This is a genomic window from Flavobacterium pallidum (genome assembly GCF_003097535.1).
GTDB lineage: Bacteria > Bacteroidota > Bacteroidia > Flavobacteriales > Flavobacteriaceae > Flavobacterium > Flavobacterium pallidum.
On record NZ_CP029187.1, the window covers coordinates 795,870 to 820,520 of the forward strand.

Below are 24,651 nucleotides of genomic sequence, written 5' to 3' on the forward strand. Positions count from 1 at the left end.
AATTTAAGATTTAAGATTTAAGACTTGTTCAATAACCTTTGGGAAGTATTCCTGTTCGAGTTCGTGGATTCTTGCGGCAATCTCATCTGCGGAAGCGCAATCGCCAACAATTACTTTTTGCTGGAAAATCAGGCCGCCTTCATCATAATGTTCGTTGACATAATGTACGGAAATGCCCGTTTCGGTTTCCTTATTATCATATACTGCGCGGTGTACATGCATGCCGTACATGCCTTTTCCTCCATATTTCGGGAGCAATGCCGGATGGATGTTGATGATTTTATCAGGATAATTCCTGATGATCTCGTCTGGAAATTTGAGTAAAAAACCGGCCAGTACGATCAAATCCGGATGGTACTTTTTGACTTCGTCGAAAACAGTTCCGTCTTGCAGCATTGCTTTTGAAAACACAAAAACCGGAACCTCCAGAGCTTCGGCTTTCGGAATGACACCCGCATCTGGTCTATTGCAAAATACCGCCGCTACTTTAGCTAAGGGATTGCTGCTGAAATGCTTAATCAGGTTTTCAGCATTGGTTCCGGAACCCGAGGCAAAGACAATGATTTGGTGCATTTGGATGAAAAAAAAATGGTTATGCAAAAAAAAGAATAATAAATGGTTTTAAAGAGGACTTGTTGCTGATTGTTAAATTTTTTTTCTACCTTAGTATTCATATTTATTAACTAAAATGCGGTTTTAAAATAAAGTTTTTTATTTTTGCCAACAATTTAAAAATTAAAATTTAAGATTATGTCAGACATTGCATCAAGAGTTAAAGCGATTATCGTAGATAAATTAGGCGTTGACGAAAACGAAGTTGTAACAGAAGCAAGCTTCACCAACGATTTAGGAGCTGATTCATTAGACACTGTTGAGCTTATCATGGAGTTTGAAAAAGAATTCGACATCCAGATCCCGGACGATCAGGCTGAAAACATTGCTACTGTAGGACAGGCAATCTCTTACATCGAGGAAGCAAAGAAATAATACACATTACACCCGATTTTTAAAAGCAACAGTAGTTAAATGCCATAAAATTGGGATTTGATTATTAGAATTTTAAACTTCGGGTGTTATTATTTTAAAGTCATTTTGATTGATTTCAATCATTCATCATATATAATACCTATGTCATTTTATGTTCCCATAGATCTACATAGGTATTTTTAGTTTAAAGCAAACTGTAAACGAATCAGGTTATGGAATTAAAACGGGTTGTAGTAACAGGTTTGGGCGCGCTCACACCAATTGGTAATTCGATTGAGGAATATTGGAATTCCCTGATCAATGGCGTCAGCGGTGCCGCTCCTATCACTTATTATGATACGGAAAAACACAAAACGAAATTCGCCTGTGAAGTAAAGAATTTCAATATTGAAGATTATATGGACCGCAAGGAATCGCGCCGTCTGGACAAATTTGCCCAGTATGCGATTGCGGCCAGCGATGAAGCCATAAAAGATGCCGGGCTTTCCGCAGACAACGTCGACAAATACCGTGTTGGCGTGATCTGGGGTGCCGGAATCGGTGGGCTGGAAACTTTTCAGGAAGAAGTGATGTATTATGCCAAAGGCGATGGTACACCAAAATTCAACCCTTTCTTCATTCCGAAAATGATTGCCGATATTGCGCCTGCACACATTTCGATGCGCAATGGTTATATGGGCCCGAATTACACGACGGTTTCTGCCTGTGCCTCTTCTGCAAATGCCCTGATCGACGCGTTCAATTACATCCGTTTGGGTATGTGTGATGTCATCATTTCCGGCGGATCTGAAGCTGCTGTTACCATTGCAGGTATGGGTGGATTCAACTCGATGCATGCGCTTTCCACAAGAAATGAATCTCCTGAAACCGCCTCCAGGCCTTTCGATGCGACACGCGACGGATTCGTTTTAGGCGAAGGTGCCGGAGCCTTGGTCCTGGAAGAATATGAGCATGCCAAAGCCCGTGGTGCAAAAATCTATTGTGAAGTGGGCGGTGGCGGGATGTCCTCTGATGCATACCATTTGACCGCGCCGCATCCGGATGGCATCGGGGTGATTGCAGTAATGAAAAACACCTTGAGGGATGCCGGAATGACTCCTGAGCAGGTAGACCATATCAACACCCATGGTACTTCAACTCCTTTGGGCGATGTGGCTGAACTGAAAGCTATCAGTGCCGTATTTGGTGACCATGCCAAAACACTGAATATCAATTCGACCAAATCGATGACGGGTCACCTTTTAGGTGCAGCCGGGGCGATTGAAGCTATTGCTTCTATCCTTGCCATGGAGCATGGTATTGTTCCTCCTACCATCAATCATACCGTTGTTGATGAAAGTATCGATCCTTCGCTGAACCTGACCCTGAACAAAGCGCAGAAAAGGGAAATCAAAGTGGCCATGAGCAACACTTTCGGCTTTGGCGGACACAACGCCTGCGTACTTTTCAAAAAATTAGAATCATAATTTTGAATGCGAATTCTTAAAAAAATATTTTCCAGATCCCGTCCTGTAGAAGGCGGGATTTTTTTTGGTGAAATTGAAAAAATCATTGGTTTCAAACCGTTAAATATTGATAGTTATATTATGGCCTTTACACATCGCTCGTCAAATAAAACCGATGCGAAAGGGAATCCGATAAGCTATGAGAGGCTGGAATTTTTAGGTGATGCCATGCTGAGTTCAGTCATTGCTGCCCATCTTTTTAATCAGGTTCCATCCGGAGATGAAGGTTACCTGACCAAAATGCGTTCTAAAATCGTCAGCCGTGAACACCTCAATGAACTGGGACGCGACCTGAATTTAATCAGTTTTGTTGAAAGTAAAGTCCCTGCCCAGCATTTTGGGGATAACATCCATGGCAACATATTTGAGGCACTGATTGGCGCCATCTATCTTGATGCCGGGTATGCCGCCTGTGAAAAATTCATCAATACCCGCGTGATTATGCCTTACGTAGACATCCCAAAACTGGAAGGCAAAGTCATCAGTTATAAAAGCCTGTTGATTGAATGGTGCCAGAAGGAAAAGAAAACGTTCCACTATGATGTCTATGAAGATAACGGCATTGGCGGAGAACGGCTTTTTGGCGTAAAACTCAGCATTGACGGGAAAGTAGTGGCAAAAGCGCGTGCCGTATCCAAGAAAAAAGCGGAAGAAAAAGCGTCACAGAGGGCCTATTTTGCATTTCAGGAAAAAATTAACACAAAATAAAAACAATCCCTTAAAACTATATCGTTTTCGTTGATAAATAAACGTTAACTGGTTGGTTTACTGTTTTTTTGTGTCCTATATGTACTATCTTTACGGCTAATTTCTGAATTAAAAAATGGCTATTCATAAATTGCATATTGATGAATTCGACGAAAACGACTACACCCTCGTTGCAATTCACACTTCACTTGAAGATTACAGGCTGGCTTATTTTATCAATCAGAAATTGCCCGTACGCTTAAGCAAAAACAAAGATGAAATCCAAATCCAGGTAAAACAGGGCGAAACCAGTTTTTCCAGATATACTTTTGAAAACAACGATGCGGAAATATCATGGAACCTGATCCAAAATAAAAACGAGATTGATGTTTCCAGGGCCACAACAACCGATTTGTTTTCAAATCAGACTGTCGCCACCAAAGTATATCTTTTGCCCGAATTCAAGAAAGTCGATTACTTCCTTAAGATTGAAAATGTTGCTGAAAACATCGAGAGCATTACTTCAAAAATCAATACGATATCACAGATATCGGCTGTTTATGCCATTGGCGCAAACACCATAAAATCTAAAAATAATTTAATTTTCTGACAAAAATGCCAACCAACAAAAAGACAAAAATTGTGGCCACACTGGGTCCTGCCTGCAGCACAAAAGAAGTGCTCAAGAATATGATTGATGCAGGAGTGAATGTATTCAGGGTGAATTTTTCACATGCCGACTACAGTGATGTTAAAGAAAAAATTGACACCATCCGCGAACTTAATGAAGAATATGGATACACCACCGCTATTCTTGGCGACCTTCAGGGTCCCAAACTGCGTGTTGGGGTGATGACCGAAGATGTTGTCGTAAAGAACGGTGATCTGATCACTTTCCAAACTGCAGAAGATGTTCCCGGAACAGCACAGCGCGTGTATATGAACTATAAGGAATTCCCGCGCGATGTCAATCCCGGAGAACGCATCCTGCTTGATGACGGAAAATTGATATTTGAAGCGGTAGAAACCAATGGCTCAACCGAAGTCATCTGTAAAGTAGTACAAGGCGGTCCTTTGAAGTCCAAAAAAGGGGTTAACCTGCCAAATACTAAAGTTTCCCTTCCTGCTTTAACCAAAAAAGATATAAAGGATGCCATTTTCGCCATTGAGCAAAAAGTGGACTGGATTGCACTTTCGTTTGTAAGGACACCTAAAGACCTTGAGGAATTACAAGATCTGATTGCAAAACATTCCGAGCATAAAATCCCGATTATTGCCAAAATCGAGAAACCGGAAGCCGTCGAAAACATTGATAAAATAGTTGCTTTTTGTGACGGACTGATGGTAGCACGCGGTGATTTGGGCGTTGAAGTTCCGGCACATGAAGTGCCTTTAATCCAGAAAAAACTTGTCAATCGGGCCAAAACGGCAAGGATTCCCGTCATCATCGCCACGCAGATGATGGAAACGATGATCACGAGCCTTACGCCTACCCGCGCCGAAGTGAATGATGTAGCCAATTCGGTTATGGATGGTGCTGATGCCGTGATGCTTTCCGGCGAGACATCCGTAGGGAATTATCCGGTACAGGTTATTGAAAAAATGACGCAGATTATCGAGGCAGTGGAAGATTCACCATTGATCCAGGTGCCGCAAAATACGCCGCAAATCAGGACCAAGCGTTTCATTACAAAATCCATCTGCCACCACGCCGCGATGATGGCCAACGTGATTCGCGCCAAGGCCATCTGTACATTGACCAATAGTGGATACACTGCTTTCCAGATTTCAGCATGGAGGCCGCAGGCACATATTCTGGTTTTTACCTCAAACAAAAGAATCCTTACGCAACTGAATTTGCTTTGGGGTGTAAAATCTTTTTATTATGATAAATTCGTCAGCACAGACGACACCGTAACCGACATCAACGCGATGGTCCGCGAAAGCGGTTTTGTGGACAAAGGGGATTTCCTGATCAACCTGGCCGCCATGCCGGTTACCGATAAGGGCATGGTAAATACGCTCCGTGTTTCGGAAATAGAATAGTTTATAATGATGTTGATGAAACCGCCCTGTGCAAATAGGGCGGTTTTTTTATTTGATGTATTCCGTATGACTGTGAAAGATCTGGCAAATGACACAGCCAGAAAACTTTAACAAATGATGTGGATTTTACGTAATGAAGAAATCTAATGATTCGTTAGGGATGCATTAGCCCCTACCCTGAAGGTAAAATACAATTTTTCAGCGACATGGTATTACGGAAAAAGTGTACCATTTGTTAAATTTGACCATAATTATTTTTAACCAATCATTTATTTTTCCCCGTTACATTCCGCGTAGAATTGCGAAAGGAAATCCTCCATAAATTCGTGTCGTTGTGCGGCAATGCGCTTTCCGGTTTCAGTATTCATCCTGTCTTTCAACAACAGTAATTTTTCGTAGAAATGGTTCAGCGTAGGCGAAACCGAATTCTTGTATTCCTCTTTTGACATGGTCAGATTCGGTAAAATTTCCGGATCATACAGCGGCCTTTTTTTAAACCCTCCGTAATTGAAAGTCCGCGCAATGCCGATAGCTCCCAACGCATCCAGACGATCTGCATCCTGCACAATCTGTAATTCAATGGAATCGAACTTCTTTTCAAAATTACCGCCTTTAAACGAAATATTTTCAATGATTTTGATGACGTGGCTAATAATCCCTCCCTCAACATGGTGTGATAAAAGAAATTTTCGCGCGGTTTCAGGACCAATATTTTCGTCTCCGCCGTGGAACTTGCTGTCCGCAATGTCGTGCAGCAAAGCGCCCAATTCCACAACAAGCAAATCGCAGTTTTCATCTTTCGCAATCAACAGGCTGTTTTTGTAAACACGCTCGATATGAAACCAGTCGTGGCCGCCTTCAGCATCTTTGAGCTTGTCTTTTACAAAAGCAATCGTAGTATCAATCAGTGTTTGTTTTTCCATCTTATGTAATAAAAAAATGCTGAACCGGAGGTGACTCCTAATCCAACATTTAATTCCTAATCTTATTCTTAATTAAATTCTCGCTGGTTCAACCCATTTAAAAATATGCGACTCTGCGGGAATAACCAGCCTTTCCGAAATTTTCATCATCCTTGACGGAAGTTTCATCAGGTAGTCACGGGCTTTTTCAGCTTCATCTGTAAGTCCGTTCATGTTTTCGATTTCCCAACGGTTGATAAGCTTTTGCAGGATGTCAATATAATCTGCAGAAGTGTAAACGCCAATCCGTTGTGCTGAATCTGAAAAATGATCAAATGCGGAAGCGATCTTCTGTCCCGATTCCCTTAAAAACCCGGCAGGCATGATAATTTTGTATTTCATCATATCGTGGAATGCAATCATCATCTGACTCGGGTCTACCTTAAAAATCTGGTGCACGAATTCACTGTAAGCATTGTGGTGGCGCATTTCATCGCCGGCAATCATCTTGCACATTTTTGAAAGCCGTTTCTCGCCATATTTCTTAGCCAATTGTGAGACGCGGTTGTGCGAAATATAAGTGGCCAACTCCTGGAAACTGGTATACACGAAATTTTTATACGGATCACGCGCCGTCCCGATATCAAAACCATCGTTGATAAGGTGCTGCGTAGTCATTTCAACCTCACGCATATTGACGCGCCCTGAAAGATAAAGGTATTTGTTGAGCAAATCGCCATGGCGGTTTTCTTCGCCGGTCCAGTGGCGTGTCCAGGCAGCCCAGCCGTTGCGCTCTACGTTGTCTATGCCTTCCACACTCATGAGCCAGGATTCATATGTAGGCAGCGCTTCTTCAGTAATGGTATCCCCGATGAGGACGATCCAGAAATCATATGGCAGGTCTTTTGCGAGTTCCTGCAACTCTTTGGCCTGCTCGAAAAAATTCTCGTTTGACGGATCAGGTAAAAAATCGGTCGGTTGCCAGATGGTTTCCACCGGAATAAGGTATTCCTTCACGTAATCGTCAACTTTCTTTTCGAGAAGCTGCATTACTTCCAGCCTGATATTGTGTAAAGACATAACTGATTTAGTTTTTAATTCCCTGAACAATGGATTGTTCTGTTCGTTGCATAATCTCTTCGAACGGCAGATCCTTAACCGGCAATGCCTCGTGAACGGTAAAGGTAAGGCGATTTCCCAAACCTAATGGAAAAAATCCGTATTTAACAATTTTCCATGAATTGTTTATGGTGATGGGTACGACGTAAGCCGATGGCGAATATTTGCATAAAATCTTAAGCCCGCTTTGCGCAAATTCCTTCGGTTTTCCATCTTTACTGCGCGTACCTTCAGGGAAAATAACGGCAGAGCGTCGGAACCTTTCAATGTATTCAGACAATCCTTTAATCACCGGAATGGCCTGTTTCGGGTCTTTCCTGTCGATTAAAACGGAACCGCCGTGGCGCAAATTATAGGATACGCTTGGGATGCCTTTTCCGAGTTCGGCCTTGCTGACGAACTTTGGGTGGAATTTCCTCAAATACCATATAATGCAAATGATGTCATACAGGCTTTGGTGGTTGGCAACGAAAATAACCGGGACGTTTTTCGGAATGGAATCCACATTGCGGAAAGTTACCCGTGTCCCTAAAAGTATGGTGCTTTTAAGCAAAAAGAAATTGAGGTAATCGACACTTTTCTTATGCGCCTGATAGCCAAAAACATTAAAGCAAATCCACTGTATCGGATGGAAAATGACCAGGATCAGGCCAAAACATAAATAATATAAAACCGATATCGGATAGGATATAATTTTCTCCATTTGTTAAAATTCTATTACAAAAGTAAGGAATATATATTGGTTAAGAAAAACGTCCCTTCATTATAATTATCATTGAAAAAAAGCCTTATTTTTACGAAAAATAAACGCCAATTTAAATGAAAGAAAAGATGAGTTCAGAGAAAGAATCAAAATTAAAAGCCTTACAACTTACATTAGACAAACTTGACAAAACCTACGGAAAAGGCACCGTAATGAAGATGGGAGACAAAGCAGTTGAAGAAGTCGAAACGATTTCTTCCGGGTCTTTGGGACTGGATCTTGCCTTAGGGGTCAATGGATATCCAAAAGGAAGGATTATTGAAATATACGGCCCGGAATCTTCGGGAAAAACCACTTTAACGCTGCACGCCATCGCTGAGGCACAAAAAGCTGGCGGGATTGCAGCATTCATTGATGCGGAACATGCTTTCGACAGGAGTTATGCTGAAAAACTCGGGGTTGAAATTGAAAACCTGATCATTTCCCAGCCTGATAACGGTGAGCAGGCACTGGAAATCGCCGAAAACCTGATCCGTTCCGGAGCGATTGATATTGTCGTAATCGACTCGGTGGCCGCATTAACGCCAAAAAGCGAAATCGAGGGCGAAATGGGCGACTCTAAAATGGGCCTCCATGCAAGGTTAATGTCGCAGGCGCTTCGAAAATTAACGGGGACGATCAGCAAGACCAATTGCACCGTGTTCTTTATCAACCAGCTTCGCGAGAAAATCGGGGTAATGTTCGGGAATCCTGAAACGACCACCGGTGGTAACGCGTTGAAATTTTATGCCTCGGTAAGGCTCGACATCCGCCGTTCCTCACAAATCAAGGATGGAGAAAATGTAATCGGGAACCGCACTAAGGTGAAAGTGGTAAAAAACAAAGTGGCACCACCTTTCAGGACAGCCGAATTCGACATCATGTATGGTGAAGGCGTTTCAAAAACAGGGGAGATCCTGGATTTGGCCGTAGAATTTGAAATCGTTAAGAAATCCGGATCTTGGTTCAGTTATGGTGAAACCCGTTTAGGGCAAGGCCGCGATGCAGTCAAAACGATGATTAAGGACAATCCCGAACTGGCTGATGAACTTGAAGAAAAAATCAAGGCCCACATCAAGGAAACCGCATAATTTTTAAAAGACCCGAATTTTTTCGGGTTTTTTTATACACAAACGCAACCTATCTGCATAAAAAACATCTTGAAAATGAGAATGAAATAATTTATATTGTTAATAAATTGAAAATGAAAAGATTAGCCTTAATTTTATTGGCGATTTTTGTTTTAAATTCCTGCAGCCCGAATGATGATATGCCGTCCTATCACCTTGAAGTGCTTCCTGTAGAAAGTTTTACAGTTCCTGCGAGTTTCGACATGAACCAGAATTATCAGATCAAAGTGAAGTATAAAAGGCCATCCGATTGCCATTTCTATCAGGGAATTTATTACGAGAAAAGCGGCCAGACGCGTACCTTCGGGGTGCAGACAACCGTTTTGGAAGCGGATTACTGCAAGGCGCTTGAGGAAGACCCGATTGAAGTCACATTCGATTTCCTTTGTACTCCCGGGAATCAGTATTATACATTCAGGTTCTATAAAGGGGAAGACGAGAACGGGAACGACTTATTTGAAGAAGTAACGATACCTGTAACCTATTAATTAATTTTTTAAGATTGGGAAGCCTGTGGGGTTAGAACAACTCATTGCCGATTGCAAAAAGAACGATGCCAGAGCCCAGGCGGAAATATATAAATTATTTTCGGCGAAGTTTTTTGGAGTCTGCCTGAAGTATTCTGCCAATTACGCAGAAGCTGAGGACAATCTGCAGGATGGTTTCCTGATTATTTTCAACAAAATTGAGCAATTCAATTTCAAAGGTTCTTTCGAAGGCTGGGCAAAGCGCATTATGATCAATAATGCCTTGCAGAAATTCCGCGGCGTGCGTTTTCTTGAAATCGTCAATGAAAACATCGCTGAAGAGGAAACCGTGGAAATTGACGACGACAATGTTTCACTGGATTACCTCATCGGGATCATCCAGGAACTTCCCGAACGGTACCGGCTGGTTTTCAACCTGTATGTACTCGACGGATATTCACACAAGGAAATAGCAGAAATGCTTGACATTACAACAGGAACGACAAAATCTAACCTGGCACGTGCCCGGATGATTCTGAAGGAAAAAATAGACATTCATAACGGTAAGAAAATGCCCACTGCAAAATGAGTGAAAGAAAAAACATAGACAGGCTGTTTCAGGAGAAATTCAAGGATTTCGAAGCGGCGCCGGGTGAACACGTCTGGAAAAATATTGAGGCGGCACTACAGCAAAAGAAAAAAGAACGAAAAGTGATTCCTTTTTGGTGGCGCCTTTCAGGAGTTGCTGCAGCATTGGTAATCGGGTTGTTAATTACCAATGCCCTCTTTTTTACAGACAATCCCAATGCTGAAAACCAGGTGGTAACCAATGCTGAAAATCAGCAAAAAGCAAATACACCTTCTTCATCCCAGGGCGTGGCGGGACAGGAAAAAAATAGTATCGTCAAGCCTGCCCATCTTACGGATTCGCCTGATAATGCCGTTGCTAATGGGGACAATTCCCTGAAGTCAAATTCTGCAGCCGCGAATAAGGGGCAAGCCGTGGCCCACAGCGCATCATCATCTGCGGAAGCGGAAGGAAAAACAAAGAAACCGTCGCCCAAAACAATGATCAGTACAAAAACGGAAACCGGTCTGGCATCAGCTGCTTCTTCGACTGCAAAGCCAAAAACGAAAAAAGCCCTGCGGAAAACAGCCGTCAATCCAAAAACTGACACTGGTGTAGCATCAACTGTATCTCCATCTGCGCAGCAAAAAACAGTTCAAAAAACAGAAACTGCTGTGGCAATGAAAACAAAATCACCGGGACGTAAAAAAACAAGCCCTTTAAAGACGGATAATGCAACGCGCTCACAACAGGACATCGCTTCCACAAATGGGCGCCTGCGCAGCAATAAAAATCAGGCTGATGATGCGCTTAAAAACAATTCAGGAAGCGATAAGCTTGAGGACAAAAAGGGCATTGCCGACAATAAAGCCATGCGAAAACCTGCCGTAAACACGGTACAGGAAAAATCTCCTGAAGGTAATAACACAATTCAAAATACATTAAACAATACTTCCGGAAATGCCGTTGCGGACAATAAATCCAAAACCGATGCGCTTCCTGAAGCAGATAAAAAATTAGACCCTGCGAATGCTAACGCCGAGCCTAATGAGCTGGAGAAATTGCTGGCACAACAAAATGAAAAAGAAGTTAAGGTTACTGAAACTAAATTAAATAGGTGGCAGGTCAGCTCAAGCGTTGCCCCTATTTATTTTAGTTCATCCGGCGGTTCGCCGCTTGATGAAGAATTTTCAGGAAATGACAAAAGCTACGAAAACAACATGAGTTTCGGTGTGGGCATCAACTATGCCGTCAATGACAAATTAAGCCTGCGCACCGGCGTAAACAAACTGACCCTGGGTTATGATACCAATGGCGTTATTTTCTATGCGGGGCTCGACGGGCAAAGCATCAGCAATGTTTCGCAACAAGGCGATGCCGCTTTTATCGAGGTGATGAACCAGGAAAAATTTGACGGATTACTGCCTTTTGAGACCAGCCTCCAGGATTTGAACTACGGCTCGATCAGCCAGCGTATGGGCTATATTGAAGTGCCGGTAGAGATGTCGTATAAACTGGTTGACAATCAATTTGGCGTGACGCTGATTGGCGGGATGAGTACGCTATTCCTCGATGAGAACAAAATACGTGTGGCTTCAAAAACAATGAACGCCAATCTTGGCAAAGCCAATAACCTGAACGATGTGCACTTCAGCTCTAATATTGGGGTAGGTTTCAAATACAGTTTCCTGAAAGCTTTTGAATTTAATTTTGAGCCGATGTTCAAATACCAGCTCAATACCTTCAGTAAAGATTCCGGAAACTTCAAGCCTTACTTTATCGGATTGTATTCCGGGGTAAGCTTCAAATTTTAGATTTAGGTTTTAATTTTTTTGTTATGTTTATTTGGTTTTTATTACTTCGGGAGTAATAAATGAAAGGGAGTTCGCGGTGGCGGACTCTTTTTTATTTGCTGAAACGCAACAATTGGCTGTAAATCACTTCGCGCGTTTGATCACGAAGCGTTTTCTTATCCTCAAGCGACAAGCCTTCGGTTGGGATAAAATGATGGATTTTGGCACGCATCCTTCCGGGACTGCCGCTCATAAAAGTGTACGAAAAGCGCTTCTTATTATCAGCAAAAGTAATAGGGACAATCGGTATCTGATGCTCAATCGCCAGTCGGAAAGCACCATCCTTAAATTCATCGAGCAACACCGACTCATCATCCGGAACGCCACCTTCGGGGAAAATACAAATGCTGAGACCCTGGCTGAGCCTTTTTTGGGCACGGTTGAAAACTTCCATACGACTTTTGGAACTTTTCCGATCGACCAGAATACAGGTCCTTTTGTAGAAAAAACCAAACAACGGAATCTTCGCCAGTTCCTTTTTCCCGACAAAAACAAACGGATTGCTTACAACGGACAGCATCAGCATGATATCGGTCATCGAAGTGTGGTTTGCGACAAACATATAGCTTTTGCCGGATTCAGGATGTTGTTCGATTTCCACTTTAGGTGAAAAACCCATCCCAAGCAGGATAATCCTTGCCCAGATCCTTGCCATCACAAAAAAATACGGATACCATTGCTCACGCAATATCGAAATGAAAAGCAGTGGAAACATCACGATAATCGGAATGGCCATCAGGATATAAAACCAGATCCGCCAAAGAATCCAAAAAACTGTTTTCAGTAATTTCATGAAATCAAAAGTAAGAATTTGATTCCGTTTTTTGCCAAAACATTTACCTTTGCGGAAATACCTATGAAATGGCAAAAATACTAACCGGTATACAAAGCACCGGCACGCCGCACCTTGGAAATTTATTGGGCGCGATTATCCCGGCAATCGAATTATCTCAGAAACCTGAAAATACTTCGTTCCTTTTTATTGCAGATTTACATTCGGTGACCCAGATCAAAAACGGCGACACACTGAAGCAAAATACTTATAGCACCGCTGCGGTTTGGCTTGCCTGCGGGCTGGACATCAATCGTGTGACTTTTTACCGCCAGTCGGATGTTGTGGAAACTACAGAATTATCATGGTATTTAAGCTGTTTCTTTCCATTCCAGCGTTTGACACTCGCGCATTCTTTTAAGGATAAGTCTGACCGTCTTGAAGATGTCAATGCAGGCCTTTTCACCTACCCGATGCTTATGGCTTCTGACATTCTTTTATATGACGCGGAATTTGTGCCTGTCGGGAAAGACCAGTTGCAGCATATCGAAATCACGCGCGACGTGGCTTCGCGTTTCAACCATCAGATGGGCGAAACTTTTGTGCTTCCGGAGCCTTTTACACACGAAGAGACCAAACTCGTTCCGGGGACAAATGGCGGCAAGATGAGCAAATCTGCGAACAACATCATCAATATCTTCCTTGACGACAAAGCTTTGCGCAAACAGGTCATGTCCATCGAAACCGACAGCACCCCTCTCGAAGAGCCGAAAAATCCTGATACCTGCAAGATATTTGCGATCTATCAGCTTTTGGCGAATGAAAGCCAGGTGGCCGCTATGCGTGAAAACTATAAGAATATTAACCGCGATTTCGGTTACGGGCATGCCAAACAGGCTTTGTTTGAGTTGATTGTTGAAAAATTCCGTACAGAGCGTACCAGGTATAATTTTTATATGGCCAATCTTGCAGAAGTGGACAAGTTGCTGGAGCTTGGAGCCGAAAAAGCAAGGGTTATTGCGCGCGAAGTATTGTCGCGCGTGAGGCAGCGTTTGGGTTTTCTTTAAACTTCGATTATTTTTCGAAAACGAATTTCCCGTCGCTTACTTTCCGTATTCCGGTGACGCATTGCAATCCATCAGATTCGATGGTGATTTGTTTCCCGATTTGCTTCAGCTTCACATCTTTTTCAAAATGGAACAGATGGTCGAGCATGAACCTGCAGTTTTGCGGAAGTACTGAAAAGCGGTATTCCTGCACTTTATACGTATTTTCGGCATTTCGCCTTTGATAAGTACTGTTCATTTCCCCGAATGAGCCTAATTTATTACCGAAATAAAACCTGAAATTACGGTCTCCTACATTCACCGCAGCCTTTTTCCCAGCCTTGACATATATGGATGAATGCCCTCCATCAGTGCTCTCAACCAGCAATATCAGGTCATAGTCCGTATTATTGGACAGTTCGGCCGGGGATTTGCCGGAACTTGGAATCATGCCGTCATACATCCCATGGAAGGGAATCCCCTCATTATCAATCTCAATGGGTTTAAAATCGATCTGTACTTCCGCTTTATTGTAGTTTGTCAGGTAATTGAAGAAATACGTCGGGTCTACTTCAGCGGTTTTATAATCTTTTTGCTGGAAATGGTATGATTGTGGCGCCTCGTCTACAGTAACTGTATCTGGGGGCGAAGGTTTTATGATCCAGATCAACAACCTGATGACCGCAATGGCAATAAGCAACAACCGCCACCAGGGAAACGAAGCACCGGAAGACCTTTGGGTGTCCACCGACACTTTGGTCATGACTTCCTTATTGCGTTTAATGACATCGGCGATCTGAACATCCATCGGGATATATTCGGACATCGCCATCATAATGCCGCGGGTAAGCGCCTTGTCTTTTGCCGCGTGATGTGCCTTTGCAACATCATTGATGAGTATCTTGATTTTTGCATCCGTTTCAGCATCATGGAAGCAATTCAGCAACCCATAAAATTCGCGGTTGGTAAGGATATTTTCAAAACTCCCGGAAACCGTGCCATGCTGCATTCCGGCTGTAGCTGCTTCCAGTTTTCGAAGCAATGTCTCATGAATCAGGTGCCACACTTTTTCAGGAATATATGCTTTGCGGGAACAAACCCCCATCAGGTTAAAGAAATTATTTTCAGCCAAATCCCTTTCGGCAATCCGTAGCAGGGCTTCAGAGAGAAATCGCTCAAAAAAATCCCTGATACGTTCCGGGGCCACTTCCAACACCTGAAATTTAAAGACATTTCGCGAATGATTCGTATCTGCCAGAAAATTGTAAAAAGTCCTTTGGCCCACTATAAAAGCAAATTCAGACGGATAATTGCGCAATGCATCCAAAAGATCTCCTGCTGTTCCGGAATCGATTACTGCTCCCATCATTGTTTCGCGCACAATCCTTTCTTCAATGTGGTTTACCGCTTCCGCAGAAAGGGAGGCGACGGAAGTCTTGTCAAGCTGTAGTTTTTCAAAAAGCGCAATGATGTTCATACAATCACAATTGGGATAGCAAAAATAGGTGTTAATTCATATGATGTTTAATCCACAGTGAAAAAACCTAAATCACCTCGAAAAGTTTACCCGGCAAAGGCCTGATCACCCCTTTCAATTCCATATTCAACAATATCCCGGACAGCCTGAACACCGGCACGGAGCATTCCAGTGCAATAATATCCAGCAATTCCTTACCATGGCTGTTCAGAAAATCGTAAACCTTTTGTTCGTCAGGTTCCAATGTAATAAAAAGCTGTTTTTGTACTGGTTTTATAGGTTGCTGTAAATCCCAGTTGAGCATATAGACCAGGTCGGCGGCCGAAGTAAGCATATTCGCTTTTTGCGTTTTGATCAGGTTGTTGCAGCCCTGGCTGTATTTATCGGAAATCCGGCCGGGAACCGCAAAGACATCACGGTTGTAATCATTGGCCATGGAAGCCGTGACCAGTGAACCCCCTTTCTCCGCGGACTCGATGACAATCGTCGCTTCAGAAATTCCGGCCACAATGCGGTTTCGTTGCAGAAATTGTTCTCGGATTGGATTGCTCGAGCTCCAGAATTCCGTCATAAAACCACCGTTTTCCATCACCTGGGACATGTATTTTTTATGCATTTTGGGATAAATCTGGTTTAAACCATGTGCCAAAATTGCGACAGTCTGCAAATTATTTTCTATTGCCGCCAGATGTGCCGTAATGTCGACACCATAAGCAAATCCGCTGACGATGACAGGGTCAAGCGGTGCCAGCGTCGCAATCAGGTCTTTACAGAAATCCCTTCCATAAGCCGTAATTTCACGCGTCCCAACAATGCTGATGATGCGGCGGTTAGTTAAATCGATATTTCCATTTGAAAATAAGACGATGGGCGAATCCGGGCAATGGCGTAACTTTTCAGGGTAATCTTTATCCGTAAAAGCGATGGCCCTGATGTGGGCTTTTTCAATAAAGCGCAATTCTGCCTCCGCTTTTTCGAACACGGATTTATCTTTGAGCCTTTCTACTGTTAATGATCCGATGCGGTCAATTTTTTTAAGCTTATGGGATTTTTCAGCGAAAATCGCTTCGGCAGTCCCGAAGTGCGAAAGGAGTTTTTTGGCATTAATTTCTCCTACGCCTTCCACTTTCTGGAGGGCTAAAAGGTAAAACAGGTCTGTATGGCGCATAGTAAATATTTGAGGCTCAAGATACTATTTTTGCTTAAATTGTTAATAAAATTTGTTGATAAAATTTTGATGCCGCAAGGTTATATTTAACTTTGTTGACATGAAGATTGAATACTATTTATCGCAGCTCCTGTACCGTTATCAATGTGTAACGATTCCGGGATTTGGTGCGTTCCTGACTCAAATCCAGTCGGCTGCGGTGCATGAAACAAATGATAATTTTTACCCGCCTAAAAAAGTCATTTCCTTTAATGCTTATTTAAAAAACAACGACGGCCTTCTGGCACACCATATTTCCCAATCGGAAAGGATTTCATATGAATCTGCGGTAGATCTGATCCAAAAGGAGATCTCGCTTTGGCGCGGCGCACTTCACAATAAACAATCGGTTTCTTTAACCAATGTTGGTACGATTTCTTTAAATTATGAAGGTGGTTTGGTTTTTGAAGCCAGCAACCAGACGAATTATTTTACCGCCGCATTCGGTTTGTCGTCATTCATTTCACCAGCTATCATCCGCGAAAGCTTGGGTCAAACCGCAATTGTTGAAGAAACTCCGGTGATAGATTTCATTCCGCAAAAGCAAAAAAGCAATGGTTACCTGAAATACGCTGCAATATTCGTAGTGGGATTGGGTGCAGCGGGTTTCTTTTTCAATAGTTATTACCAGAATGATATTGCACAGCAAACACAGATCGTTCAGGCTGCCGTGCAAAAAGAAGTGCAGGGGAAAATACAGGAAGCTACTTTCCTGATTAATAATCCGTTACCTAATGTAACACTTACGGTAAAACAACCGAAAATGCCATACCACATCGTAGCCGGCGCTTTCAGGAGTGAAGAAAATGCACAGAAAAGATATGATGAATTGATTGGTCTGGGATATCATGCAAGGCGTATGGAAAAAAACCGCCACGGCTTGTTCCCGGTGCTTTTCGGAAGTTATATGACTTATACCGAAGCACAAACGGCGCTGAAGGAAATACACCACGCAGAAAATCCTGAAGCCTGGCTGATGGTCAGGAAATTCTAAAAAAATATAATCCCGTTAATCCGGGATTTTTTTATGGCTGTAATTTATCTTTGCAAAAAAAAACAATGCAACCGAAACATCCCGCCGACTCCCTTACAATATTGACCGACCTTGTTTTGCCAAGCGAGACTAATCCGCTGAACAACCTTTTCGGAGGGGAATTGCTCGCGCGCATGGACCGCGCCGCAAGCATCGCCGCACGCAGGCATTCGCGCCGCATTACGGTAACGGCTTCTGTAAACCACGTGGCCTTCAACCGCAGCATCCCGTTGGGAAGCGTTGTGACGATTGAAGCCAAGATATCACGCAGCTTTAAAAGTTCTATGGAGATTTTCCTTGATGTGTGGATTGAGGATCGCGAATCGGGCACGAAAACGAAAGCCAATGAAGCGATTTACACTTTCGTTGCCGTTGATGAAACCGGGCGCCCGGTAGAAGTACCGCCGGTGATTCCCGAAACGGAACTGGAACAGGAACGTTTTGACGCGGCATTACGCAGGAAACAACTGAGCCTCGTGCTTGCCGGAAAAATGAAACCGGCAGAGGCAACGGAATTGAGGGCGTTGTTTATATAATCAGCATTTTTACAAAGTCACCTTCAGAAGTTGTTTGTCTTTTCCGCGACGTCCCAGGAAGAAGCAGTTTCCTCCTGAAAACTTTCCTTTGGAAACCATGAACGGCACTTCATTTTGTTCATCATCGAGGATTTCCTGGAAATCGAAGTCACCATTTTTATCAATGCGTATAATATTCAGGTTGGAACGGTTTTTTCCGACCTGCCTGAACTGAATCCTGTTGTTACTTATTTTCCGGACTTTTTCAGCCGCGTTGATGAAAAAATAAACTTCATCATTATAAATCGCTGAGGAATAGGACAGGAAATAATTTACCTCTGTCGTAGACTGGCTTTTATTAATATTCCGCGCCCAAAGCAAGTCGCCCTGGGTATTTAATTTCACGCTTACGATATCATCAAAATTAAAATATGTTGTATTGCCGCCGGTCATGGCATCGTGTGTCTGAGTGATGTAAGCTTCTTCTGCATTAAGGATAATATTCTTATCCGCCGTTAACCTGAAATCCTTGAATGTGAGGTATTTTAGCTCCTTGTCTGTCGCATTACCATATTTGTCCGTGATGAATTGGTCTGTGAACGGGCTGAATTTCGACTTTACAAGCTTCATCGTGGCAGGGTCAAATTCGAAATACGCCACCCCTTTATACCGATTGTCCTTCAGGTCAGAATAAAATCCGATTGCGAACAATTTTTCATCAAACGTAATGGTCTTAAGGCAGGACACGAAATGTTCTTCCACATCTGCGGTTTCCATCGATTCTGAATCACCGCTTATTTTAGTAAGCTCAAACACATATTTTCCGCCTGATGCTTTCTGTTTCAATTCTTCCGCATAATATTTGCTCAGCACATAAACCGCTTTCCCATCATCGGACACATTTACGTTCTGGAAAAAGTATTTCCTTTTATTGTTTTCTTTGGTTAGGATTCGTGTAAATTTTTGATTCAACCCTGCATCGAAGAGAAAAATTTTTGCCGCTTCTTCCTTTTTGCCTTTCAGGTCAATAACGATAGTGAAAGCGCTTTTGGTGTTATTCACCACCACGGAGAGCCCGGAACCCGCGTTGCTTCCAAACAATTCTGTACCGACACGCCTGGTGAAATCAAAGAATCCTGCTTCAGTCTGCCCGATTTCCGCAACAAAAAAACCATCATTGTTAAGCAGGTAATCCCTGGTATTGCCCAATGAGAACAATTCATTAAGCGAAAAAGACCCGGCCTGTTTGATTTCTTCGCGTGACAATTCGAACAGCGTTTTTTTTGAAACTTTTAAATCAATATTGTCAACTGAATTTGCAACGCATTTGTACAATTTTGCATTCAGGTCGTAATACATTTCGATGATATGGAAACTATTATTCATCATGAACACCCCGAAAACAGTAGCGTCCTTTTCTGAAACCGGGTGTTTGATTTGCAGTTCACCGTCTTTGAGCAATTTCATGTCCTTGTCATAATGCTCGAAATAATATCCCTGCGCGCCGCTGAATATTCCGCCAACATAGTTTCGGACAATCCAAAAACCGCCAAGTCCATCTTCTTCCGTTAATGCAATTTGGGAAGTTTTGTATTCATCCTGAAAAATACCGCTTTTAGTAAGCTGGAACTGGATTTTCTGTGCTGGTGCTGCTAAAGTCGATAAAACCGTAGCGGTCAGGAAGAGAAGTTTCTGCATCATGGGCGGTTACTATTTATTTCCCCGTAAAAGCAGCTTTCCTTTTCTCAAGGAATGCCGTCGTGCCTTCTTTAAAATCTTCTGTGCCAAAGCATTTCCCGAACGCCTTGATTTCCGTTTTGAAACCGTCCAGGCCTTCCTTGTAGCTTGCATTTACAGCTTTAATTGCCTGGCCGATGGCGGTTGGGGAATTTTTAATGATTTTTTGCGCGATGCCATGAGTGAATTCCAGAAGCTCTCCTTGCGGAACAACATAATTTACCAAACCACAGGATTTTGCTTCTTCGGCGGTAATCATTCCCGCGGTCATGATCATTTCCATGGCCTTTCCTTTACCGATCAATTGCGGAAGGCGCTGCGTACCGCCATACCCGGGAATCACGCCAAGTGACACTTCCGGGAGCCCCATTTTGGCATTTTCCGAAGCGATCCTGAAATGACAGGCCATGGCCAGTTCCAATCCGCCGCCAAGCGCAAAACCATTTACCGCTGCAATCACCGGCGTGCGCAGGTTTTCCACAAAATCAAAAAGGATTTCCTGCCCGTGTGCGGCAAGCTGCGCGCCTTCCTCTACTGAAAAAGAAGCAAATTCTGAAATATCTGCTCCGGCAACGAAAGCTTTTTCGCCTGATCCAGTAAGGATTATCACTTTAATATCAGGATTGTTTTCTGCAGTTTCAAAAGCATCGTGCAGTTCCTGTATGGTCTGCCTGTTCAGCGCGTTGAGTTTTTCAGGCCTGTTGATGGTGATTTGCGCAATCGTTCCGTTGGCAACCAGTATGTTTTCGTATGTCATTGTGCTTCTTTTTTGTGAATCAAATGTAACCAAATTTATTGTCTCCGACAGGAATCAACTGCCGTTCCGCTGCCTGATTTTTTTATAAAACCGGAATCCGAGCATAATCAGTATTGAAAATAAAAGGATTCCGATGACACCGTAAATCCAATTGATGGCATCTTTTACGATAATTAAAAACACGACGGCAAACAAAATAATCGTAGCGCCTTCATTCCATAACCGCATAAAATTTGACGTATATCTTATCTCGTCGCGCTGCAATTCCAGGTAAATCTGATGGCATTTGGCATGATATAAAAACAGCAGGAACACAAATCCGAATTTGACCTGCATAAAATCCAATTGCATCAAACCCGGATTCAGGTACAACATCGTCAAACCAAAAATCGTCGCCAAAACTCCGGACGGCCAGGTGATGATGTACCAAAGCCGATAGGTCATAATTTTGTATTGGTTCTGCAGGATTTCTTTTTCAGGGGAAGGTTTTACGGCAGCTTCAATCTGGTATACGAATAGCCTGACGATGTAAAACAATCCCGCAAACCAGGTGATCACGAAAATGAGGTGCAGGGATTTGATATAGTTGTAATATGCCATAATTATTTAAGTCCGGTATTGATTTCTTTTTTCAGGAAAATTGCGGTCAGCGTGGTGGACAGCACATCGGCAATCGGAAATGAGAACCATACGCCAAAAATACCAAAAAATTCAGGTAAAATCAGGATGAGCGGAATCAGGAAAAATCCCTGTTTACTCAATGTCAGCAATAATGCTTTCAAGGCTTTACCGGCAGCCTGGAAATAGGCCGCTCCGATAAGTTGGACAGCGATCACCGGTGAAGCCGCAAAAATCCACCGCAGCGCATTTGGCGCATCGGCTATGACGGTGTTGTCGGTTGTAAATAATGAAACTATGGGTGATGCGAATATCAAAATCCCGGTATAAATGATCAGAGCGACCCCACAGGCATATTTTATTGAAACAGCAATGGCATCTTTAACCCGCGAAAATTTCTTGGCTCCGTAATTATACCCTGCAATGGGGAGAAACCCTTCCACGATTCCATTTACCGGAAACAGCGCAAACATCAGCATCTTGCTGACGATTCCATATACTGTCACAGCGTGGTCCCCGCCATGTTCAAAAAGCGTGTGATTCAGCAATACCGATAGTATACTGATGATACCCTGTCGGGCAAATGTAGATCCGCTCAGCGAAGTAATTTCGCCTATCATTTTCCACTTTGGAGCAAAGTCTGTCCAACGCAATCTCAGCTTTCCTTCGGCAATGAAACACCAGAGCATATAAATGAACGCCATTGCAAACGAAATGGCCGTCGCCAGTGCCGCCCCAAAAATCTCCCAGTTTAACAGCTTGATGAAAATGATGTCGAGCAATATATTTGCTATGGACGCAATGATCATTGTGGTCATTGCCCTGCCGGCTTTATCTTCGGCGCGCATTACCGAATTGCCCATGGTCAGGAACGCCTGTAAAGGTGCGGCAAGTAAGATTGGGTACAAGAAGATTTTGGCGGGTTCTAAAATGTTCCCTTTGGCACCAAAAAGCCTGAGCATGTCTTCGCTAAAAATAAGCCCGCAAGCCACTAATGCTGTTGAGAGCAGCAAAGTCAACATGATTTGATGTGCAAAAGCCCTTCGTGCGGTTTTTTCGTCGTCGGCACCAAAAGCCCTGGATATAACGGAAGTTCCGCCAACACCAATTGCCAATCCAAGCGACGAAATTAAAAATGCGATCGGGGTGACGACGGTCAGGGCCGCTATGGCGAGGGATCCAAGCCACCTTCCTACAAAAATGGTGTCGATCAGCAGGTTTACTGTCATAAACAAAATCCCGACAGATGCAGGCACAGCCTGTCCCAAGATCAGTTTCCTGACGCTTTGTGTCCCGAGATCGTGTTTGCTGACGGTCATTAAAACATCAGGATTTTGCCCATTGATTTACCCAGTCAGCAACCGTTGCACACCAATTTTCATCATCATTCAAACACGGAATCGCAAGGAATTCCTCGCCGCCATGTTCCTTAAACTGGTGGTTGGCTTCCATGGCAATTTCTTCGAGTGTTTCCAGGCAATCGGCTACGAAAGCAGGCGTTACGACGGCCAATTTCTTAATCCCTTTTTCAGGCATTTTGTCGATTTCAATATCGGTATAAGGTTCAAGCCATTTGTCGCCGGCAAGCCTGGACTGGAACGTCTGGCTGTATTTTCCTTCCGGAATGCCAAGGTATTCCACAACCTGCCTCGTGGTTTCGTAACATTGATGGCGGTAACAGAATTCATGCGCGGGTGATGGCGTGATACAGCATTGATTGTCAATCTTACAATGCGATTTGGTCACATCGGTCTTGCGTACATGCCTTTCGGGGATACCATGATAGGAAAATAATAAATGGTCATATTCGAAATTCCCGAGGTGTTTTTTCATCGATTCCCCCAGGTTTTTAATGTAATCCGGCTTGTTGTAAAATGCAGGAACAGTGGTGAATTTCATGTCTGGGAAATGCTTCTTACGCAGTTCTTCTGCCAGAACCAGAATTGTTACCGTCGATGCCATCGCGTGCTGCGGATATAATGGAAAAAGCATCACTTCTGTCACGCCTTTGTCATGCAGTTGCTGTAACCCTGATAAGATATCGGGTTTTCCGTAACGCATCGCAAGTGACATCGGGATCTGTACCTGTTTTTCCACTTTGGCAAACATCCTTTTTGATAAAACAATCAATGGGGAACCTTCTTCCCACCAGATTTTTTTATACGCCGCTGCAGATTTTTCCGGCCTTTTCCTTAAAATGATGCCACGGACTAAAAACGCACGCAATAAAAATGGCACGTCAATCACGTATTTGTCCATTAAGAACTGGTCGAGGTATGGTTTTACGTCTTTGGCGTCAGGGCTTTCTGGCGAGCCGAGGTTTACTAATAATGCTCCTTTCAATGTATGTTGAGTTTTAAATTTTAAATGTATACGATATGTATTATGTGTTGGGATTCATGGACATCAGGTATTTCTTCGGTGTCGTGGCAAATTTCTTTTTAAAAGCCGAAATAAAATGGCTGCCGGTGCTGTAGCCAATCTTCAGTCCGACTTCGTTCACATTATATGAACCGCTGTCCAGCAGTTTGCGTGCATAATCCATTTTGTAATCGAACAAGAAGCCATAAACCGTGTCACCATAAATCTGCTTGAAGCCGGTTTTCAGCTTCTTAAGGTTTAAGCCCACCTGATCCGCGAGTTCCTGTAAACCGGGCGGTTCAGCCATATTTGCAATCACGATTTCTTTGGCCTTACGGATTTTCATCACATTATCTTCATCAATCAAAAACGGGCATTGCTCTGCATCGGGGTCTTCGCTTCGGTTAAAATAAAGACTCAGCAGTTCATAACCTTTTCCTTTATAATACAGGTTTTTAATCGACGGATTCAGGTTGAAATGAAACAACTGGCTCAACACAATCGCCATAGACGGACTGATATTGCTTTCATTATAATATTTCTTATCCTGATTATCCTGGCTTAAGAATGGAATATAATCCGCTTCCGCAGAAAAAAGCGAGTGGAATTTCTTGATTGAAATAATGACCGAAATGACCCACGAATGCGGTGCCAGTTCCAAATTCAATGGCAATTCCTTCTGCGGATTGTACAATAAAAGTGCTTTTTCTTCATTCAGGTCCAAGCCGTAATTCCCCTGATTGAAAATAAATTTTGCCCTTCCTTTTATCCCGAAATGAAACTGTATCAATCCCTGATGTATCTGTCTTTCAGCGCGAAAAACATCATTGCCGTCGTTCTGTAATCTTAGCATTACAAAATCTTCCTCAATTTTTATCTCATCCAATGAACCCATAGCGATGTTTTTTCGTATATCTTTTTGAAACCAGCCAAAACATTTATTTAGAATAATTCTACATAAGCTGTTTCCGAAGGCTTGATTTCATTACAAATTTACAAAGATTTACGTTGTTTAGTGACTTTTGGTTTAAAATATCCCGAAGCGATACAAAAAGTCCTTCCAGCGTTATTTTTATAAAAGGCATAATAATAATTTTGTTTAACTTTCAGAAGAAGTGGTTT

The 24,651-nt window shown here is 43.0% G+C and carries 25 protein-coding genes; 12 read left to right on the top strand and 13 right to left on the bottom strand.

Annotated elements, in window-relative coordinates; genetic code table 11:
• Positions 1-3: 3 nt before the first annotated feature.
• Positions 4-573, bottom strand: a complete 570-nt coding sequence (gene purN / locus HYN49_RS03190) for a phosphoribosylglycinamide formyltransferase (RefSeq protein ID WP_108902772.1) — start codon at positions 571-573, stop codon at positions 4-6.
• A gap of 177 nt (positions 574-750) precedes the next feature.
• On the opposite strand from purN, the gene HYN49_RS03195 reads away from it, so the two are divergent.
• The 5 genes from HYN49_RS03195 to pyk all read left to right on the top strand — a co-directional run bounded on the left by HYN49_RS03195 (position 751) and on the right by pyk (position 5,225).
• Positions 751-987 carry an acyl carrier protein gene (locus HYN49_RS03195; protein ID WP_007137004.1) on the top strand — a complete coding sequence of 79 codons (237 nt, stop codon included), beginning with the start codon at positions 751-753 and terminating at the stop codon, positions 985-987.
• 212 nt (positions 988-1,199) lie between these two features.
• The gene (gene fabF, locus HYN49_RS03200) at positions 1,200-2,453 is read left to right on the top strand and encodes a beta-ketoacyl-ACP synthase II (RefSeq protein WP_108902773.1); all 1,254 of its coding nucleotides are present in this window, start codon (positions 1,200-1,202) and stop codon (positions 2,451-2,453) included.
• 6 nt (positions 2,454-2,459) lie between these two features.
• A complete protein-coding gene (gene rnc, locus HYN49_RS03205) occupies positions 2,460-3,200 on the top strand; it encodes a ribonuclease III (protein WP_108902774.1) in 741 nt (246 codons plus the stop codon).
• Positions 3,201-3,315: 115 nt separating this feature from the next.
• The gene (locus HYN49_RS03210; RefSeq protein WP_108902775.1) at positions 3,316-3,789 is read left to right on the top strand and encodes an IPExxxVDY family protein; all 474 of its coding nucleotides are present in this window, start codon (positions 3,316-3,318) and stop codon (positions 3,787-3,789) included.
• 5 nt (positions 3,790-3,794) lie between these two features.
• Positions 3,795-5,225 carry a pyruvate kinase gene (gene pyk, locus HYN49_RS03215; protein ID WP_108902776.1) on the top strand — a complete coding sequence of 477 codons (1,431 nt, stop codon included), beginning with the start codon at positions 3,795-3,797 and terminating at the stop codon, positions 5,223-5,225.
• A gap of 269 nt (positions 5,226-5,494) precedes the next feature.
• Here the strand turns inward: pyk and HYN49_RS03220 are convergent, their stop codons facing one another.
• The 3 genes from HYN49_RS03220 to HYN49_RS03230 form a co-directional block, all read right to left on the bottom strand.
• The gene (locus tag HYN49_RS03220; RefSeq protein ID WP_108902777.1) at positions 5,495-6,148 is read right to left on the bottom strand and encodes an HD domain-containing protein; all 654 of its coding nucleotides are present in this window, start codon (positions 6,146-6,148) and stop codon (positions 5,495-5,497) included.
• Positions 6,149-6,220: 72 nt separating this feature from the next.
• A complete protein-coding gene (locus HYN49_RS03225; RefSeq protein WP_108902778.1) occupies positions 6,221-7,207 on the bottom strand; it encodes an acyl-ACP desaturase in 987 nt (328 codons plus the stop codon).
• 7 nt (positions 7,208-7,214) lie between these two features.
• Complete coding sequence (locus tag HYN49_RS03230) at positions 7,215-7,949, bottom strand: lysophospholipid acyltransferase family protein (protein WP_108902779.1); 735 nt, start codon at positions 7,947-7,949, stop codon at positions 7,215-7,217.
• A gap of 128 nt (positions 7,950-8,077) precedes the next feature.
• On the opposite strand from HYN49_RS03230, the gene recA reads away from it, so the two are divergent.
• The 4 genes from recA (at position 8,078) to HYN49_RS03250 (ending at position 11,967) form a co-directional block, all read left to right on the top strand.
• Positions 8,078-9,079: a recombinase RecA gene (recA, locus tag HYN49_RS03235; RefSeq protein WP_108904933.1), complete on the top strand. Its 1,002-nt coding sequence runs from the start codon at positions 8,078-8,080 to the stop codon at positions 9,077-9,079.
• 113 nt (positions 9,080-9,192) lie between these two features.
• Positions 9,193-9,606 (top strand): hypothetical protein, encoded by a 414-nt coding sequence (locus tag HYN49_RS03240; protein WP_108902780.1) that lies wholly within the window; start codon positions 9,193-9,195, stop codon positions 9,604-9,606.
• Between the two features lie 25 nt (positions 9,607-9,631).
• Positions 9,632-10,174: an RNA polymerase sigma factor gene (locus HYN49_RS03245; protein ID WP_108902781.1), complete on the top strand. Its 543-nt coding sequence runs from the start codon at positions 9,632-9,634 to the stop codon at positions 10,172-10,174.
• Complete coding sequence (locus tag HYN49_RS03250) at positions 10,171-11,967, top strand: outer membrane beta-barrel protein (RefSeq protein ID WP_108902782.1); 1,797 nt, start codon at positions 10,171-10,173, stop codon at positions 11,965-11,967. Before HYN49_RS03245 ends, HYN49_RS03250 begins: the two co-directional genes overlap by 4 nt.
• Positions 11,968-12,058: 91 nt before the next feature.
• On the opposite strand, the gene HYN49_RS03255 is transcribed toward HYN49_RS03250, so the two are convergent.
• Positions 12,059-12,799 carry a lysophospholipid acyltransferase family protein gene (locus HYN49_RS03255; RefSeq protein WP_108904934.1) on the bottom strand — a complete coding sequence of 247 codons (741 nt, stop codon included), beginning with the start codon at positions 12,797-12,799 and terminating at the stop codon, positions 12,059-12,061.
• A 68-nt stretch (positions 12,800-12,867) separates the two neighbouring features.
• On the opposite strand from HYN49_RS03255, the gene trpS reads away from it, so the two are divergent.
• A complete protein-coding gene (trpS, locus tag HYN49_RS03260) occupies positions 12,868-13,845 on the top strand; it encodes a tryptophan--tRNA ligase (protein ID WP_108902783.1) in 978 nt (325 codons plus the stop codon).
• A 7-nt stretch (positions 13,846-13,852) separates the two neighbouring features.
• On the opposite strand, the gene HYN49_RS03265 is transcribed toward trpS, so the two are convergent.
• Positions 13,853-15,301, bottom strand: coding sequence for a hypothetical protein (locus HYN49_RS03265; RefSeq protein ID WP_108902784.1), 1,449 nt, complete (start codon positions 15,299-15,301; stop codon positions 13,853-13,855).
• A 67-nt stretch (positions 15,302-15,368) separates the two neighbouring features.
• Positions 15,369-16,469 (bottom strand): DNA-processing protein DprA, encoded by a 1,101-nt coding sequence (dprA, locus tag HYN49_RS03270; protein WP_108902785.1) that lies wholly within the window; start codon positions 16,467-16,469, stop codon positions 15,369-15,371.
• Between the two features lie 100 nt (positions 16,470-16,569).
• Here dprA and HYN49_RS03275 point away from each other — a divergent pair, with 100 nt between their 5' ends.
• Both HYN49_RS03275 and HYN49_RS03280 read left to right on the top strand, forming a co-directional pair.
• On the top strand, positions 16,570-17,502 hold the full coding sequence (locus HYN49_RS03275) for an HU domain-containing protein (RefSeq protein ID WP_108902786.1): 933 nt from the start codon (positions 16,570-16,572) through the stop codon (positions 17,500-17,502).
• 65 nt (positions 17,503-17,567) lie between these two features.
• Complete coding sequence (locus tag HYN49_RS03280) at positions 17,568-18,077, top strand: acyl-CoA thioesterase (RefSeq protein WP_108902787.1); 510 nt, start codon at positions 17,568-17,570, stop codon at positions 18,075-18,077.
• A gap of 9 nt (positions 18,078-18,086) precedes the next feature.
• Here HYN49_RS03280 and HYN49_RS03285 read toward each other — a convergent pair whose 3' ends face one another.
• Genes HYN49_RS03285 through HYN49_RS03310 form a run of 6 tightly spaced genes read right to left on the bottom strand, consistent with a single transcriptional unit; the run spans position 18,087 to position 24,424 of the window.
• The gene (locus tag HYN49_RS03285) at positions 18,087-19,757 is read right to left on the bottom strand and encodes a hypothetical protein (RefSeq protein WP_108902788.1); all 1,671 of its coding nucleotides are present in this window, start codon (positions 19,755-19,757) and stop codon (positions 18,087-18,089) included.
• A 13-nt stretch (positions 19,758-19,770) separates the two neighbouring features.
• Positions 19,771-20,550: an enoyl-CoA hydratase/isomerase family protein gene (locus tag HYN49_RS03290; RefSeq protein WP_108902789.1), complete on the bottom strand. Its 780-nt coding sequence runs from the start codon at positions 20,548-20,550 to the stop codon at positions 19,771-19,773.
• Positions 20,551-20,604: 54 nt separating this feature from the next.
• A complete protein-coding gene (locus HYN49_RS03295; RefSeq protein WP_108902790.1) occupies positions 20,605-21,150 on the bottom strand; it encodes a CopD family protein in 546 nt (181 codons plus the stop codon).
• Between the two features lie 2 nt (positions 21,151-21,152).
• On the bottom strand, positions 21,153-22,487 hold the full coding sequence (locus HYN49_RS03300) for an MATE family efflux transporter (RefSeq protein ID WP_108902791.1): 1,335 nt from the start codon (positions 22,485-22,487) through the stop codon (positions 21,153-21,155).
• Between the two features lie 7 nt (positions 22,488-22,494).
• A complete protein-coding gene (hemH, locus tag HYN49_RS03305) occupies positions 22,495-23,511 on the bottom strand; it encodes a ferrochelatase (RefSeq protein ID WP_108902792.1) in 1,017 nt (338 codons plus the stop codon).
• A gap of 40 nt (positions 23,512-23,551) precedes the next feature.
• Positions 23,552-24,424, bottom strand: coding sequence for an AraC family transcriptional regulator (locus HYN49_RS03310; protein WP_108902793.1), 873 nt, complete (start codon positions 24,422-24,424; stop codon positions 23,552-23,554).
• Positions 24,425-24,651 lie beyond the last annotated feature (227 nt).